Annotated in this window: 13 protein-coding genes and 1 pseudogene; 4 read left to right on the top strand and 10 right to left on the bottom strand. The window is 37.6% G+C overall.

The window, feature by feature from the left end; genetic code table 11:
- Window positions 1–61 precede the first annotated feature (61 nt).
- Window positions 62–541, bottom strand: a complete 480-nt coding sequence (locus KO502_RS09345; RefSeq protein ID WP_252730697.1) for a low molecular weight protein-tyrosine-phosphatase — start codon at window positions 539–541, stop codon at window positions 62–64.
- A 267-nt stretch (window positions 542–808) separates the two neighbouring features.
- Here KO502_RS09345 and ybaK point away from each other — a divergent pair, with 267 nt between their 5' ends.
- The 4 genes from ybaK to KO502_RS09325 all read left to right on the top strand — a co-directional run bounded on the left by ybaK (window position 809) and on the right by KO502_RS09325 (window position 2,598).
- Entirely contained in the window at window positions 809–1,276 is a 468-nt protein-coding gene (gene ybaK / locus KO502_RS09340) for a Cys-tRNA(Pro) deacylase (RefSeq protein WP_216022309.1), read from the top strand.
- A gap of 93 nt (window positions 1,277–1,369) precedes the next feature.
- On the top strand, window positions 1,370–1,693 hold the full coding sequence (locus tag KO502_RS09335; protein ID WP_216022308.1) for a hypothetical protein: 324 nt from the start codon (window positions 1,370–1,372) through the stop codon (window positions 1,691–1,693).
- A 107-nt stretch (window positions 1,694–1,800) separates the two neighbouring features.
- Window positions 1,801–2,154 (top strand): DUF1428 domain-containing protein, encoded by a 354-nt coding sequence (locus tag KO502_RS09330; protein WP_216022307.1) that lies wholly within the window; start codon window positions 1,801–1,803, stop codon window positions 2,152–2,154.
- Window positions 2,155–2,403: 249 nt separating this feature from the next.
- A complete protein-coding gene (locus tag KO502_RS09325; protein ID WP_216022306.1) occupies window positions 2,404–2,598 on the top strand; it encodes a DUF1289 domain-containing protein in 195 nt (64 codons plus the stop codon).
- A 255-nt stretch (window positions 2,599–2,853) separates the two neighbouring features.
- On the opposite strand, the pseudogene KO502_RS09320 reads toward KO502_RS09325, so the two are convergent.
- From KO502_RS09320 to KO502_RS09280, 9 genes and pseudogenes are all read right to left on the bottom strand, one after another.
- Window positions 2,854–3,270, bottom strand: a pseudogene (locus KO502_RS09320) (tetratricopeptide repeat protein); the annotation flags it as partial.
- A 79-nt stretch (window positions 3,271–3,349) separates the two neighbouring features.
- A complete protein-coding gene (locus tag KO502_RS09315; RefSeq protein ID WP_216022304.1) occupies window positions 3,350–3,754 on the bottom strand; it encodes a thioesterase family protein in 405 nt (134 codons plus the stop codon).
- A gap of 65 nt (window positions 3,755–3,819) precedes the next feature.
- The gene (oleD, locus tag KO502_RS09310; protein WP_216022303.1) at window positions 3,820–4,977 is read right to left on the bottom strand and encodes a 2-alkyl-3-oxoalkanoate reductase; all 1,158 of its coding nucleotides are present in this window, start codon (window positions 4,975–4,977) and stop codon (window positions 3,820–3,822) included.
- Window positions 4,970–6,739 carry an olefin beta-lactone synthetase gene (gene oleC, locus KO502_RS09305; RefSeq protein ID WP_216022302.1) on the bottom strand — a complete coding sequence of 590 codons (1,770 nt, stop codon included), beginning with the start codon at window positions 6,737–6,739 and terminating at the stop codon, window positions 4,970–4,972. Before oleC ends, oleD begins: the two co-directional genes overlap by 8 nt.
- A 57-nt stretch (window positions 6,740–6,796) precedes the next feature.
- Window positions 6,797–7,705 (bottom strand): alpha/beta fold hydrolase, encoded by a 909-nt coding sequence (locus tag KO502_RS09300; protein ID WP_252730696.1) that lies wholly within the window; start codon window positions 7,703–7,705, stop codon window positions 6,797–6,799.
- 2 nt (window positions 7,706–7,707) lie between these two features.
- On the bottom strand, window positions 7,708–8,757 hold the full coding sequence (locus tag KO502_RS09295) for a 3-oxoacyl-ACP synthase III (RefSeq protein WP_216022301.1): 1,050 nt from the start codon (window positions 8,755–8,757) through the stop codon (window positions 7,708–7,710).
- A gap of 338 nt (window positions 8,758–9,095) precedes the next feature.
- Window positions 9,096–13,085, bottom strand: coding sequence for a thrombospondin type 3 repeat-containing protein (locus KO502_RS09290; RefSeq protein ID WP_216022300.1), 3,990 nt, complete (start codon window positions 13,083–13,085; stop codon window positions 9,096–9,098).
- A 147-nt stretch (window positions 13,086–13,232) separates the two neighbouring features.
- The gene (locus KO502_RS09285) at window positions 13,233–13,838 is read right to left on the bottom strand and encodes a hypothetical protein (protein WP_354668316.1); all 606 of its coding nucleotides are present in this window, start codon (window positions 13,836–13,838) and stop codon (window positions 13,233–13,235) included.
- Window positions 13,839–14,023: 185 nt separating this feature from the next.
- Window positions 14,024–15,643 carry a methyl-accepting chemotaxis protein gene (locus tag KO502_RS09280; protein WP_216022299.1) on the bottom strand — a complete coding sequence of 540 codons (1,620 nt, stop codon included), beginning with the start codon at window positions 15,641–15,643 and terminating at the stop codon, window positions 14,024–14,026.
- Between the last annotated feature and the right edge of the window lie 236 nt (window positions 15,644–15,879).

The raw sequence follows: 15,879 nt of genomic DNA, 5'->3' as shown, positions 1-15,879 counted from the left end.
AAAAAAGCCCTAGCTTTTAGCTAAGGCTCATTGGTAATCTGGGAGACGATAAATAGTTAAGTTATATTTTCTTTAATAAGCCATCACTTGCAGCTTCAACAAGGTCTAGCACATAATCAAAGCCTCTAGCACCACCGTAATATGGATCTGGCACTTGGTCTTCTTCATAACCTTCGGCAAAATCTAACATTAAATGAATTTTATTTTCAAGTCCTAACGGCGCTACCTTTTTAAGCTCTTCAACGTTATCGTAATCCATAGCCAGAATAAGGTCATAATCTTCAAAATCTTGCACTGTTACTTTACGTGCTTTAATACCATCAAATGAGTATCCGCGAGCCTGTCCTGCTTTTTGAGCTCGATGATCTGGCTTTTCTTTAGTGTGAGCCCCCAAAGTGCCCGCAGAATCAATATCGAGCGTTAAGCCTTTTGCTTGCATTTTATGTCTAAAAACAGCTTCGGCGGTCGGGGAACGACAAATATTGCCCATGCAGACAAAAAGAATCGACTTAGTACCTTGAATATTCACATTATTAGACATTGCTTTCACCGTTTTCAATTGTTAATTTTAACACTCTGTAAGTTTACTACTTGTGTTTTCGTTATAAGCTATTTATTTTTTGTTAATGGATTGTGTCGTTTTTTCTTACACAAATAAAGTAGAATATTCTTAAAATTACTTAAGCTGCTAAAATTTAACTGTTATTTAGCTTTTATTTTGTTAATACAAAACGCATTATTAACGAGCCTAGACTTAATAAGCGACCTAAATTTTATGTTATGTAGAGCTAATTAAAATGAAATTAATATGACCCCCGCAATAAATTCAGCCATAAAACATAAAATAAGTTATGTTGTTCATGAATATAGTCATGACTCAAGTAATGAAGCATACGGCGATGAAGCCGCACAAAAACTTGGTATTTCACCTGATAGAGTTTTTAAAACATTAGTTGTCAGCATTGATAATAAGTCTCTCGCGGTCGCTGTTATACCTGTTTCATCAATGTTAAGCATGAAGCTAGTTGCTAAAGCGTTTAATGGCAAAAAAGCAATTATGGCGCCAAAATCTGACGTAGAACGTTCCACTGGGTATGTATTAGGCGGTGTTAGTCCGCTTGGCCAAAAAAAGCGGTTACCTACCTTTATAGACACTAGCGCAATGAACTTTACTACAATATTTGTTAGCGCAGGAAAAAGAGGTTTAGAAGTTGAGTTAACGCCGCAAGATTTACAAGTATTAACACAAGCTGTTGCAACAAATTTATGTAGTTAAGAAAATAACAAGCTATTGTCAATCTAGCTTGTTAATTGTAGCTGGTGTAAAGTATTAAAAGCTATTTAAGTGAATCAACGAGTACTCTCTAAAATGAAAAAAACGTTAAAAGTAATTTCTGAAACGGTAGCAAATGCCAATGATATGTTTTATGAACGAAATAAAAACATTGATACATTAATGGGTATTATGGATGAAGCACTACGTAAGCAAGGCATGCAAGCCGATGCAATAACGATTGACTGTGTCACACTTGATAAAAAAATTGTCTTGGTTATTCACGACAGTAAACCTGAGTTTGTCAATATCGCCTTAGGTGATAAAGCGGGTGAAATACAATCATCTTCAGAGCATTTACTTTCAGAGATCAACGCCTCAAAAATGCTTGATATGATGGAGGGTTACTTTCTTAATTAATACTTTAATAACTTTAATAACTTTAATAACTTTAATAACTTTAATAACTTTAATAACTTTAATAACTTTAATAACTTTAATAACTTTAATAAATAAGGAAATTACTGATGTCATATATCGATGGATTTGTTGCCGCAGTACCAACAGATAATAAAGCCAAGTACCTTGAGCATGCGAAAATTTCGGCTCAGATATTTAAAGAATACGGCGCAATCAATATTGTAGAAACATGGGAAGATGATGTACCTGAAGGAGAAATCACTTCATTTCCATTAGCCGTCAAAAAGCAAGTTGGTGAATCGATTGTTTTTTCTTGGGTTACTTGGCCTTCAAAAGAAGTGCGTGATCTTGGTTGGCAAAAAATGATGGACGATCCAAAAATGGCTCCGGAAAATAACCCAATGCCCTTTGATGGCAAACGATTAATTTATGGTGGCTTTAATACTATTCTTAATGAGTAATTTTTTATTAGTTAAATCTTTATTGATTGAAGTTCTTATCATTGAAGTGAATGACTAAACAACCCTATTTCGATAATCGGTCTTACCTTTTTATTCACAGCAAAAACACGTATAATACGCTTCCCAAAAAATTGAGTTTGTATTTCACTCGGTATCATACATATTAAGTGTATACTCGCGTGATCAATTAATTTTAATAATACACGAAAGTCGCTACGGGTTTTGTTCAATAATTAGAGTATAAAGATAATGTTTATAGGAAGTACCACCACAGTAATCAGCCCTTGTATCAGTCAATGTAAACTGGATGAAGATGATAACTGTTTAGGCTGTTATCGCTCTGCTGCTGAAATTAGTGATTGGATGAGAAAATCTGAAGATGAGCAAATAGCGATATCTATTCGTTGTAAAAAAGAAATAGCTCGTCGTGAGCAAAATAGTTAAATACTAGTACAAGCTCTATCTTGCGTAGAGCATGTACGGTCACACGAACACCTATAGAAAACCCTATGAACGCATTTTAAAGCTTTGTTATGGGCTCTTAATTTTTCAGGCTCATTAAGACTGTATATCTTTCCATGCTTTTAGTTTTTTAACTTCCTTCACTTCTTCAATTTCTTCCGCAGCTTCAGTCTCTAAAGTCGCTTCAGTTATAGAGGCTAATGTTAAGTCTTCAACTGCAACGCCTTTTAACTCTGCTAATAATTCTTGAATTTCAGCTTTTAAATCTTTATCGGCGATTTTATTGCTGTTAATCATCGCTTGTTCTAAATGAGCTATTGCACTTGGCTTATCACCTAATTCAACCTGTAACGAGGCAATAGCAAAACTAATAGAAGATAAAAAGTCTTTTGAGTTGATAGCCTGTGCTTTAACAAAGGCCTTTTCGTAAATGGTAATCGCTAATTCTAAATCATCAGTAAAATCGGCTAGGGTTTCCCACTGTACAGGATGATCTTTATCAGTATCTTCATTATCGTCACAAATTTGCTGTAATTCAGCATAGTATTCATCAAACTTAGCCTGATTCTTTCTCATCACCGCTTGCATTAAGTCTTTTGCTAAAGAATGTACATGCTTATAAATTTTGGTGTTGACGTTAGTATTTTTACTCATGAGCTACCTTGTGTATTTTTGATTAAAATATTAATGCATATTAAGTTATTATAATGATTTATTGATTGCAGGGTTAATTTTATTCGCCAGCTTTTAGCGGTGTTAATATTTCTTCTGGAATTGGCTGTAGTTGTTTGTTTTTATCTAAACACACCATTTCGATATCACCAATAACGGCGGCTCTAGTTGCATTTGGTCGCCATAGCTCTTGTCGCCATAAGGTTTTATATTTACCATCAAACTGATATGTCGTCCGTACATCACAAACTTCAGCAAACTCAACACCGTCTTGAAAGGTTAAGTTAGCTTTATAAACAGCAAAACCTAAGCCTTTTTCTTGCCATAAAGTCGCTAATCTATCACTGTCTATCACATGTTCACGGGCACGTTCAAAATACTTTAGAAAATTAGGGTGATACACCACACCAGAATGATCGGTATCTTCGTAATAAATTTGTACTGGGTGATGATAAACGTTACTCATGTTAGCTCTTTAATTTTTAGTGTCGTTTAGGTTAAGAATTTAGGTTCAAGAATTTAGATTTAAGATTAGAAACCAGAGCTCAAGGAACTTTTTAATAATTTCATGCCATCATCAATTGAAATGAGTGGTGAATAACCTAAATCATTTTTAGCTGCGCTAATATCAAAATAATGACAAGTTGACAGTTGTCTTGCAACAAAGCGTGTCATGATCGGCTCTTGCTTTTTATTCAATAACTTATAAATATATTCAAGTACTGTACCTGCCGCATAAGCAACAGCGCTTGGAACGCGTTTAGTAACTTTGGGTAAGTTATCGCAAGCAAGAATGTTATTAAGCATTGCCGCCATAGTAATTGGCTCATCGTTACTGATGAAATAAGCTTTACCGTTACACTTAGAATCTATTTTAGTTAATTCAATTACCGCTAAAATATGTGCATACGCGGCGTTATCAACGAAAATAGTATCAACTAATTTATCTTCTTTACCAACCAGTTTTAACTTACCTGCTCTCGCTCGCTCTAATACACGCGGTACTAAATGCGGATCGCTTGGCCCCCAAATTAAATGTGGACGTAACGCAACGGTTTTCAATGTGTTTGTGGTTTGATTCGAGCTCTGGAGGGTATTAGTATTAGCGCTATCACTTTGCTGTGCTGCATTTAATATTAATTGCTCTGCGACTGCTTTGGATTCACCATAATAATTTAAAAAGTTATTCGCGTAAGGTTGTGACTCATCAATACCGGCCTCATCAACGCCAGCAAAGGTTACACTGGGTGTACTGGTATAAACTAAGCGTTCAATACCTAACTCTGTACAGGCTTGAATAACATTTTTAGCGCCTTGTACATTGGGTAAGTAATAGTCTTCTTTACTACCCCAAACACCTGCTTTAGCGGCAACATGGAAAACAATATCGCACGATGTCATGGCCTTTTTAAGCTGTGCAAGGTCAGTAATATCGCCTTGCACCATAGTTACGCCAATGTCGGTAAGCTCTGGATAACTGCCGCGGGCAAAGCCAGTCACGTTAATGTTCGCTTTACGTAATAATTTACACAATGATTTTCCTAAAAAACCGCCCGCCCCGGTAACAAATACATGTTTTGTTTGCTTGGCAAGTTCAGCTAAAGGTTGTTCAAGCTTGTTATTAAAAGCTGCAACTATGTTATCAACACTCATACTCTGTTCATCAGTCATACTCTGTTCATCAGTCATGGTTTAACTCTTCTTCTGCCCACACAGCTAGCTTTTCACGAAATATTTTTGCGTTGTGACGAATATCCACAGGAAAATCATCGTGAATTAAAAAGTGTGAAATAGCTGATGTTTGTTGATGTGAAAAAGCAATAGATCTTAATGCGGAGAATAAACTCGATTCATCAAATGTACTGTCTTTTTCTTTTTGTTGTTTTTTAGCTTCATCGGTAAGTTCTATACATATTACAGGTGTTATAACATTTAATAGCTTCACGCTAACTAATGCCGAGCGTTTAACAAGGTTATGGGTATTAAATATACGCTCACAAGGAATAGAATAAAAAAGCTGTTTTGGTGTTTCAACGCGATGCGCTTTACGGCCACACATCCACAACAGGCCATTATCATCTAAATAGCCTAAATCGCCCATGCGATGACGCACTGCATTAGTTGATTCAGACAGTAAAGTAGAGTCTTTAATTTTTGCCTTCGCGGTAGCTGTGTCACGTTGATAATATTGCTGACTAACCATATCACCTTTGACAACAATTTCACCAATAGTATTAGTTGGCAGCGCCAGTTCATCTTGCCATTGCTCAACCACCTCTTCACTTATTTTGATAATTTTTATCTCGACGCCGTTAACCGGTTTACCAACACAAATACCGCCGCCATTATCGGTGATATGGGTCGTTTTTAGTAACTCATTACTGGCAATTTTAGTTAACGGTAAGGATTCTGTCGCGCCATACGAGGTAAGCACAGGCACATTGTCATTGAGCAATAAGGTAAATCTTTCTATAGATGGCAGTGTTGCGGGAGCGCCCGCTGAGATAACACGTTTAAGGCTGGTTAACTTAATTTTTTGTTTAGCTTCGTCGTCACTTATACCTGCCTGTCCTAAGACTTCAATTAATGCGGGGTTGGCAAATAAGTTAGTACATTGGTATTTTTCGATGGCCGCAAAAATAAAATCTGGATTGGCTTTAATAGGCTTACTTGCGTCCATATCAGGCACGATAGAAGCCATACCTAACGCAGGGCCAAATAATGAAAATAACGGGAAAGTCGCTAAATCACGTTCGCCCGGCTCAATTGCATAATCATCTTTTAATGCAGTAATTTGTGCTTCAAACATTTTATGACTATATACCACCCCTTTTGGCGTACCTGTGCTGCCACTGGTAAAGAGTATTGCCGACATTGCATCATCGGCAAGTTTTACCATAGGATAAGATGTTTTTTTGTCACCTGCATTAAGCGGATAACGTTTGAGTATGCTCGCTAAACTAGCACCGCCAATCAGCTTGGCTACAAGCTTTGCAAATACTGAACTGCCACCTACGGTTAAATATTTTTTAACGCTACCTTTACCCCAAGAAAATAATAACCTAGCAATATGCGCTTTAGGAATACCGATAAAAGCGTCAGGTTTCGACTCTGCAAAACACTGTTTTAAGTTTTTAATACCCATGCCTGGGTCAACTAAAATGGGAATTATACCGGCTTTAAATAAAGCAAAAGTTAAAGCAAAGAAGTCAATACTCGGCGTTACCATCAACACCGCTTTCATGCCTGATTTAATGCCGTAACTATTTAGCGCATAGGCAATTTCATCGCTGCGCTGGTGTAAGGTAACAAAATCAATTTCTTGATAAGTAAGTGTGCCACGTTGGCTTTTTTGTACCGCAACAGCTAACGCCTTAGGTGTTGCTATTGCAGCATAAGCGAGATGACGACATAAGTTAGTTTGAGTTGACGTATTTAGTGTCTCTGTCATTGCCAATTCCTGTGATAATTTTTCAATTTGAAGAAATTAAACTTATGTCGCTATGGACTATTCTGTAAGTTGTGCTTCTGTTGATGTGATAAACTCATTAATTAACGGTACCACTTCATCACTCGCATCTTCTAAAATGTAATGTCCGCAATCATCAAATGCATGTACTTTTGCTTGTGGGAAACGCTCTTGCCATACTTTTAAGAAATGTTTATCAAAAACAAAGTCTTTTAATCCCCAACAAATAAGCATGGGTAGATTAGTAAACTTGTCTAAACTATCGCTAATATCTGAGACTAATTGATAGTTTCTGTCACCTTCTTTAAGCGGAATATCTTGAATAAAGCGTAATGTTGAAATACGGTTTTTCCATGAATTAAACGGCGCAACGTAAGCTTCACGCACTGCTTTTGGCATTGGTTTACGCTTAACACCAATACAAGACGCTATACCTGAAAAAGCATTGAAACCACGTACGAGTACAGTGCCAATAAAAGTATTACGACCTAACCATAACGCAGGCGGTAATTTTTTAGTTTTTGGTAAATGAAAAGCCGCTGTGTTTAATATAACTAAACGTTTAATACGTTCAGGATAACGTGCAGCATAGCCCATCCCAATCATTCCGCCCCAGTCATGTACAACCAAGGTGATATTTTCTTTTACGTCTAAATGTTCAAGTAAGGCTTCTAAATCATCGATTCGGTTAGCTAAGGTGTAATCATAGCCATTATCATCTGGCTTATCTGATAAGCCACAACCAATATGATCAGGAACGATACATTGATGGTTTTCACTTAATTGGCTTACAAGATTGCGGTAATAATAAGACCAACTTGGGTTACCATGCACCATAACGACAGGTGAGCCCTGTCCTTCATTTACATAATGATATTGGTGACCATTACGATTGATATAATTTGGTTTGAACGGCGAGTGTTCGTTTAAATTAGACATATCAGACATTATTACCACTTAAGCCCCAACATCATGCAGTTTAAACCACTGCCTATACCTAAAAAGCTCACGTTATCGCCTTTTTGTAAAAAGCCTTGATCATGCGCCATTGCTGCGGTAACAGGTAATGACACTGTGCCCATATTGCCGAGCTTTTGAAACGTTGGAAATTCTTTTTCTTTCGGGATAGCTAAAGCCGTTAATACTTGTTTTTGGTTAGCCGCACCCACCTGATGACAAATAACTTTATCAACTTGTGCTTCAACCCATTCACGTTGTGCAAGGAAATGGTCCCAAGTATCTTTTGCTAAAGAGACGCCTTCTTTGAGCAAACTAACGGCATCGGTACGCATAAACTCACGGAATAACTGTGGGCCGACTTCTTTTAAACCCCACTGACATAAATTATTATGCTCAGGTGCTGACAAGTGACTTGCACCCAATAGTTGATGATTACGATCAGTGTCTAAATCAAAACTACCATCGGTGAGTAATACCGCAACAGCACCAGAGCCCCCCGTTAAAGTCGCTAAAGATTGCGCATAATTTTGCATAGTAGGATCGCTAAGCATATCTTCAATGGTTACATCAACAATGTGACGTGCAGATTCACATGACACAACTAAACCAGCTTTAATTTGACCAAGTTCAATACGGTTAGCAATATCTAAAATACCTGACAATACGCCTAAACAGGCATTGCTGATATCGTAAATGGCGGTGTCTTTTAATACACCAAGTTTTGCCGCTATACGACAAGCCGTTGCAGGCTCGTGTTGATCACGACAAACACCGGTATAAACAACGGCGCCAATATCAGCTATATCAATCCCCGTTTCTTGCATAGCTTTTTCTGCAGCAACAATAGCGCCATCAGAAAGAATATGCTCAGTTGGCCACCAACGGCGTTCATCAATTCCTGTTAAGGCAGTTAATTGTCCCATCGGAATACGAAATTTTTGATATAACGGAGTTAAACGAGATTCTAGCTCTGCACTTGTCACCACTTCAGGTGCCAGTTCATACGCTAAGCTATTAATAAATACGCGGGAATATTTCATTTAGGTGATTATTGCTTATTTTGTCTAGGTTATGTGTCTAGGTTATATGTATAAGGTATCTTGCGCGGCATACGTTAATGCATCAAGGGTCTGATGAGACATGCAGCTAGATAACTAATATTAATTATTTATGACTATGGGCGTCATTTGACCAAGAATATGGCAAGGATTCAACAAAAAAAATGATTTATCGCTGATCTGCGCCCAATAACTGATAATTTTAACTTAAATGATCAGTTATTAAGCTAACGAAACGATTACAGTTGTTTTACGCAATTTGGTTATAAAAGCGTTTTCAGAGCAAGATGATAAGGCGTATATTTAATACGCCCTATACTTTACCGACGTTGCACTCGCAACAGTGAGCGTTGTCTACATAGTACAATGAGTGCCAGTGATAGCAATGCAATTAATGACAAGCTACCGCTACTAGACTTTTCAGGAGTAATATCAAGAGAGATAGTATTATTATCCACAATAGCAATGCCACCAGGATCGTCAACTACCCCATTAGCGATACCATCCGCGTCATTCGGACCGCCATCTTCAATACGTAATTTTAAACAATTATCTCCTACATTTAAGCCTATTTGATACAACTCACTATGCGGTGGCGGACACACACCATTAACATCTAAGCTTGAGGCAATAGTATTTTGGCTATTCTCTATAAAGTCTTCCCATTGTAAATCAGCATTTACTTTACGATAAACGGCGTATTCTGGTATGACTTCCGATAATGGCAGCACAATAACAACTGAACGACCAAATGGGGTAATATTATGAATTTCAAAATCAAAATATCCCATGGTGTTAACCAGAGTATCTTGGGCAACTAATCCGGTATTGATTAGCTCCTGTTTTGTTAATTGCACACCGTCAGAGCTTTGCTGTAAGGCAAATTTACCTAGTTTTAATTGTAATCCTGGCTCTGTTTCCGCTAATTTTACAATCGCAGCATTAACGTGTAATGGTTGTAAATAAGGAATTGTTGAATTATCCATATAAGCAGGTAAACCATCTAAATCATCATCACTAAAGCCTTCAGCATCATCATTAATACCATCTCTATCAGTATCTAATTGACGTAATGTTTGTTGAGTCGCCAGTAACGGAATATACACTGTTTTAGTTTGTGATAATTCAGGGCTACCGCTATTTGTGGTGTTGCCACTATCGGTTACCGTTACACTGATGTTTATTAGTCCTTTGTTATTATCAGGAATAATAACGTTCTCAACAGGAAAAACCCATTGTAATTCATCGCCAGATTGTACTGCTTCTAAATAATCAGGAATTTTCCAATCAATTTGATGGGTATCTAATACATTAGTGTCAGTGATAGATAAAACAACGGTTACTTCGCCATCATTTTTAGCAATGCTAGGTACTTGTATCCCTTGTTGCCAAACACTTAAGTTAATATTTGGCGTAACGTTATCTTCTGACACGGTAATAATGTGTTCATTATGAACACCCGCATTTACACCTTGTTCAAAACTAACAATAAGTCTTTCATTACCTTCCGCATGGAAATCATTGTTGATACTAATATCAATAAAGCCTGACGTTCCTTGCTCAATCACAATTTTATTGTCAGTTAAATTGTAATCTGCTTCGTCAACAGTACCTGTTAGCGTTAAGGGAATTGTCACTGGGTATGCTGGTGCGGCTCCTGATAAAATAACATTAACACGAGCAATTCCGCCCTCTGAAACTGTCTGCTGTGGGGCAAAGTTAACTAATGGGTGAATATTTAATGTTTGCTCTGTGGTAGTTATATTGCCGGCATTATCAACCGCTCGCCAAAGTATTGGGACTAAACCAGAGCTAACATTTTTAGCACCTGTTTCAAAGCCTAACGCAGTTAAACCACAACAATTTCTTCCATCAAGCCCATCGTGTACTGTGATATTGGTTAACTCGATTAACCGAGTAATATCGAGCATTGTAAAGGTATGTTCGGCATTAATATGTACTGCCTGTGGCGGCGTAATAATAGGTGCATAATCATCATTTAACGGATTTGTGCCTGCCAATGCTTCTGCAGCATTAGTAACGCCATCAAAATCAGTATCTAACAGGGCATCATCTTTATTTAACGGATCAAAATTATAAAGCAATTCATATTCATCGCTCATACCATCACCGTCATCATCTAAATCAGCATTGTTACCAACTAAATCGCCATCGGTATCAAACCGTTCATTTGCATCGAGTGGCATTTGATCTTCAAAATCTAAAAAACCGTCGCCATCATCATCGTTATCTTGGATATTACCTATACCATCACCATCGGTGTCATTACTTTCATTTGGATTATTAGGAAATTCATCATCAATATCTTTAATGCCATCGTTGTCATCATCGGCATCGGCATTATCACCAATTCCATCGTTATCAAAATCTGACCATTCGCCTGCATCAAGTGGAAATAAATCAATACTATCGAGGCGACCATCCTCATCATCATCTAAGTCAGTATTATTGCCAATGCCATCACCATCCGTGTCTAACCATTCAATAGGATCGTTAGGGAATACGTCTATTACATCGGTAAAGCCATCATTATCGTCATCACTATCACTGTTATCAGGAATACCATCGCCATCGCTATCGTATTGCTCAGCAGCATTTAATGGATAACGGTCGTTAGCATCTAATACACCGTCATTATCGTCATCAAGATCGGCATTATTACCAATACCATCGCCATCAGAATCAAACCATTCAGAAGCATCTAATGGAAATACATCAAGTACTAAACCACTGCTATCAAAGTCAGGGTGACCATCACCATCATCATCTGAATCAGCGTTATTACCTATACCATCACCATCCGTATCGTCCCACTCTAGCGGGTTAAATGGAAAAGCGTCATTGCCATCTAAAACATTATCATTGTCGTCATCAGGATCGGCATTGTTGCCAATACCATCTTCGTCGGTATCACGCGTTTCAAGTAAATCCTCAGGGAAAAGGTCTAATTTAGTGCCATCAGGATTAAAGTCATTAATGCCATCGTCATCGTCGTCAGAGTCAGTATTATTACCAATACCGTCCCCATCAGTGTCTAACGTTTCACTAGGATCAAGCGGAAAAGCATCAAGACTATCTGCTACGCCATCAGCATCATCATCAAGATCAGCATTGTTACCTATGCCATCACCATCAGTATCTAAATATTCAGTTGGGTCTAGAGGAAACTCATCATTAGCATTACTGATACCATCGCCATCAATGTCACTATCGGTGTTATCGCCAACGCCATCGTTATCTGTATCTAACCACTCTAACGGATTAAGCGGAAAGGCATCTTGACCGTCTAGTACACCGTCGCCGTCATCATCAGTGTCGATGCCATCACAAATGCCGTCAACATCAGTATCAAGACGCTCAAGCGGATCTAAAGGACAAGCATCAAGACCGTCTTGAACACCATCACCATCATCGTCGTCATCGGCATTATTGCCAATACCATCATTGTCAGTATCAATGCTCTCAAGCGGGTCAAGTGGTAAGTCGTCTAATAAATCTGGAACACCGTCTCCAACGCCCGTAATGTCATGAGTATCATCGTCAAGATCGGTATTATTGCCTATGCCGTCACCATCAGTGTCATACCATTCGGTATTATCATAAGGGAATACATCAAGTGTATTGACAATGCCATCACCGTCAATATCGGGATCTTGTGCATTACCTATACCATCGCCATCAAGATCAGCATTAACATTAAAATCAAGGGGAAAAGCATCATCAGCATCATTAACGCCGTCACCGTCATCATCAAGATCGGCATTATTACCAATGCCGTCTAAGTCAGTATCTAAGTATTCAAGAGGGTCAAGAGGGAGTCGGTCATAAACATCAAGTACACCATCGCCATCATCATCGCTATCGGCGTTGTTACCAATACCGTCTAAGTCAGAATCTATACTCTCTAGTGGATTAAGCGGAAATACATCAAGTAAATCAGGTACCCCATCACCATCATCATCAGTGTCGGTGTTATTTCCTAAGCCATCGTTGTCGGTATCAAGCCACTCTGTATGATCTTCAGGTAAAGGATCATTTGCATTAAGCGCATTGTCGCCATCGATATCAGGGTCTTCAAAGTTTAAAAGACCATCATTATCAATATCGTCATCGCTGTTGTTGCCAATGCCATCATTATCAGTATCCCTCCACTCTGACACGTCATTGGGAAAAGCATCAACGGCATCATCATAGCCATCACCGTCGGTATCAACGGCAAACACATGACTACCTATTAAGAGTGACAAGATAATTAAAAATTTAAAGCTACGTATTTTATACTTCAACACACGCTTCTCCAAAGTGAGGGAAATTAGGTAAAACTAGCAAAAGTATAGCCTGGGTCTATTTACTATAAGTATAGTCTTGTTCTTTTATCGGCAAATATTCAAAAACATGAATAAATACACTTTATTTAGCAGTAACTACATTAAAATTTAGTAGCCAACTTGTCTGCCAAAACGATAATTAAAGCCGATATACAAAGTGCTTATACTGCCAAAATCGGAGTAACTTGGATAAAGTTTAAACCCAACTTGCATTGCAGAGTTTTTAGTAAAACTTTTTTGCATAGCAATAGATATCACAGGGTTGATATCGCCTTGATTAGCAAAGTAAACATCTTCACGCTCTATGGTAGGCCTAAAAGTAAACTTGTGATCACTCAAATTTACTGCGGCAGCCAATTGCACTTCAAACATTAAGCTACTAATAAACTTGTTATATGATCGAGGGAAAATACGGTAGGCTAAACCTAATTCAATAGTTTGTAAGGTAAAATCTAAGTTAGCATCATTCCAAGTTTGACTAGTTTCATCTAAATCACTAACCATTATATTATCGAGACGATTATAACTAACTTGCCAATTAATTGATTTTTGATTAAAAAACTCATCACCAATAGCTATAGTGTAGCCATAACTTTTATCTTGGTTAGGCTTTTGTATTTGTATTGAAGTTTCTACTGCATGACTTTGCGTTGCTGAAAAAAGAGCAATTAAGCACAGTATTTGGATAATAAAATGGGTTCTTTTTGTTGCCACTTGTTTACACTCCTGCCAACATTTTGTCGGATTTAGGGACTACTAAACGAATAGTAACGTATAAAGCAATTTTCGCACCAGAGATTGGATAATAAATTAATAATAAAAAACGGTTTATAACCTATAAACCGTTTTTACTTCGTAACAGCCACTATATTTTTTATAACACTAGTGGCTTGAGGCGATTACATTTTAAATTTATTAATCTCTACTTCTAAGTTTTCACTTAATTTTTGCGCGTCATTAGCAGAGTTTCTTGCTTCATGAGATACGTTAGAGGTATTACTTGCCGTATCAGAAATATTTACAATACGTTGCGCAGTATCTTCTCCTGCCGCTAACTGCTCTATAGATGCCGTAGAAATGTGATGAGTCATTTGTGATATGTTACCTAATAAAATAGCAATATGCTGTAACTGCTCTGATACCTGTTTAGACTTTTCTACGGTTTCTTCGCTGGTAGCAACACTTTGGCTAACTGAGGTTTTTGCGGCTTTGGTTGCGCTTTGCAATTTAGTTATCATTTGATGAATTTCTTCTGTGCTTGTTTGCGTGCGCTGAGCAAGTTGACGAACTTCGTCAGCAACAACGGCAAAGCCTCGCCCTTGCTCGCCCGCTCGTGCCGCTTCAATTGCCGCATTTAACGCTAATAAATTGGTTTGCTCAGCAATGCCTTGAATAACGGTTAATACATTAGCAATATTATTTACTTCATCATCAAGTAATTGAATATTAGTCCCTGCATTTTCAATTTGGTTCTCTAATAAGTTAATAGTTTCTGAAGCTTCCTGGGTTAATATATTAGCGGTTTCACCTTGTTTTTCGGCTTCGATAACAGAATCAGCTGTTTGTTTCGCATTTTCTGCCACGTTCGTTGCTGAGGCAGTTAATTCTGTAATGGCCGAAGCAACCATTTGTGTTTCTTCATTCATCACTCTGGTTAAAGTATCTAACTCACCAGCTCGACGCTCAGAGTTATCTGTTTGCGTATGTAAATGTTCAGCTACACTTTTAATACCTTGCATTACTTCTTGTAACGATAGTTGCATGTAATTAATAGCACCTGCAACACTCTCTTTATGAGCATAACTAAATTTAACATCTTGATTTAAGTCTCCACGAGAAACCTTTAATACCAATTTATGCACATCTTCTATTTCAGCGCCTAAAGCGGTATTTAATGCAAGACCAGAACGTGCTAAAGCTGCTGATAAAATTAAGCCAATAAAAATAGATAAAGTCAGTAGCCATTGCGCTGTATTCCAGTAACGCGCATCAGCCTCTACATTACTAATACCTGTGCCTATATACCAACCCCATTTAGGTGTTTTTTGCACAACCGAGGTTAAGTCAACAACTTGCCCTTCTCGCTCTGAATCCCAATGATAAGTAATAATTTTATTTGTTTTATTACCAACGAGCCTCGCAACTAATTGACCAACGCTGTTGCCATTAGCATCTTTAAAATCATTAAAGCTGGTACCGTGAAGTTGAGGGTCGTGCGGGGTAGCAACAAAATCAAGGTTTTCATCAACAACATAGACATATTCAGAATCATGATATTTATTTTCTCTAAGTAGTTGTATGGCAAACTCTTTTGCTTTTTGTTCACTTAACCCATTGCGATCGCTCAGTAGCTCAAATTGCTCTACAATATTTGCGGTAGATTTCATTAGTTGATTAATACGAGCGATATTATCAGATTCACTAGCCTTGTTTAATACTTGTAAACCGAGTAAAGCAATACTCATTAACGATAAGAACAATACTAGAACAAACGCGAGTATCTTAGTTTTTAAACTCATTTAACCACCTCAATTTTTAACTGTAGTATTTTAGCTATTGCTTATGAATAACTGACATTTTGCATTCATGACTGATGATTAAATAATAAGGGAATATATAAAATCAAAGCGACTTACTATCTATACCAATGACAGCGCTATCATTAATAGCACTAAAGTATAGCAACCAGCCTTTTTTACAAGCAATGAGTATGCCTATAACGATTAAAACAAGAAGTAATTTATACAAATAAACT

The sequence above is a fragment of the Colwellia sp. E2M01 genome, assembly GCF_018860585.1.
Taxonomy (GTDB): domain Bacteria; phylum Pseudomonadota; class Gammaproteobacteria; order Enterobacterales; family Alteromonadaceae; genus Colwellia.
The sequence above is the reverse complement of the archived record's forward strand: the minus strand, read 5'-3'. Positions and strand labels throughout refer to the sequence as shown.

Coding starts and splice junctions, on each gene's coding strand:
- KO502_RS09335 (WP_216022308.1), top strand. CDS start 1,370: ATGAAAAAAACGTTAAAAGTAATTTCTGAAACGGTAGCAAATGCCAAT.
- KO502_RS09315 (WP_216022304.1), bottom strand. CDS start 3,754: ATGAGTAACGTTTATCATCACCCAGTACAAATTTATTACGAAGATACC.
- oleC (WP_216022302.1), bottom strand. CDS start 6,739: ATGACAGAGACACTAAATACGTCAACTCAAACTAACTTATGTCGTCAT.
- KO502_RS09330 (WP_216022307.1), top strand. CDS start 1,801: ATGTCATATATCGATGGATTTGTTGCCGCAGTACCAACAGATAATAAA.
- KO502_RS09345 (WP_252730697.1), bottom strand. CDS start 541: ATGTCTAATAATGTGAATATTCAAGGTACTAAGTCGATTCTTTTTGTC.
- KO502_RS09325 (WP_216022306.1), top strand. CDS start 2,404: ATGTTTATAGGAAGTACCACCACAGTAATCAGCCCTTGTATCAGTCAA.
- oleD (WP_216022303.1), bottom strand. CDS start 4,977: ATGACTGATGAACAGAGTATGACTGATGAACAGAGTATGAGTGTTGAT.
- KO502_RS09300 (WP_252730696.1), bottom strand. CDS start 7,705: ATGTCTGATATGTCTAATTTAAACGAACACTCGCCGTTCAAACCAAAT.
- KO502_RS09295 (WP_216022301.1), bottom strand. CDS start 8,757: ATGAAATATTCCCGCGTATTTATTAATAGCTTAGCGTATGAACTGGCA.
- KO502_RS09280 (WP_216022299.1), bottom strand. CDS start 15,643: ATGAGTTTAAAAACTAAGATACTCGCGTTTGTTCTAGTATTGTTCTTA.
- ybaK (WP_216022309.1), top strand. CDS start 809: ATGACCCCCGCAATAAATTCAGCCATAAAACATAAAATAAGTTATGTT.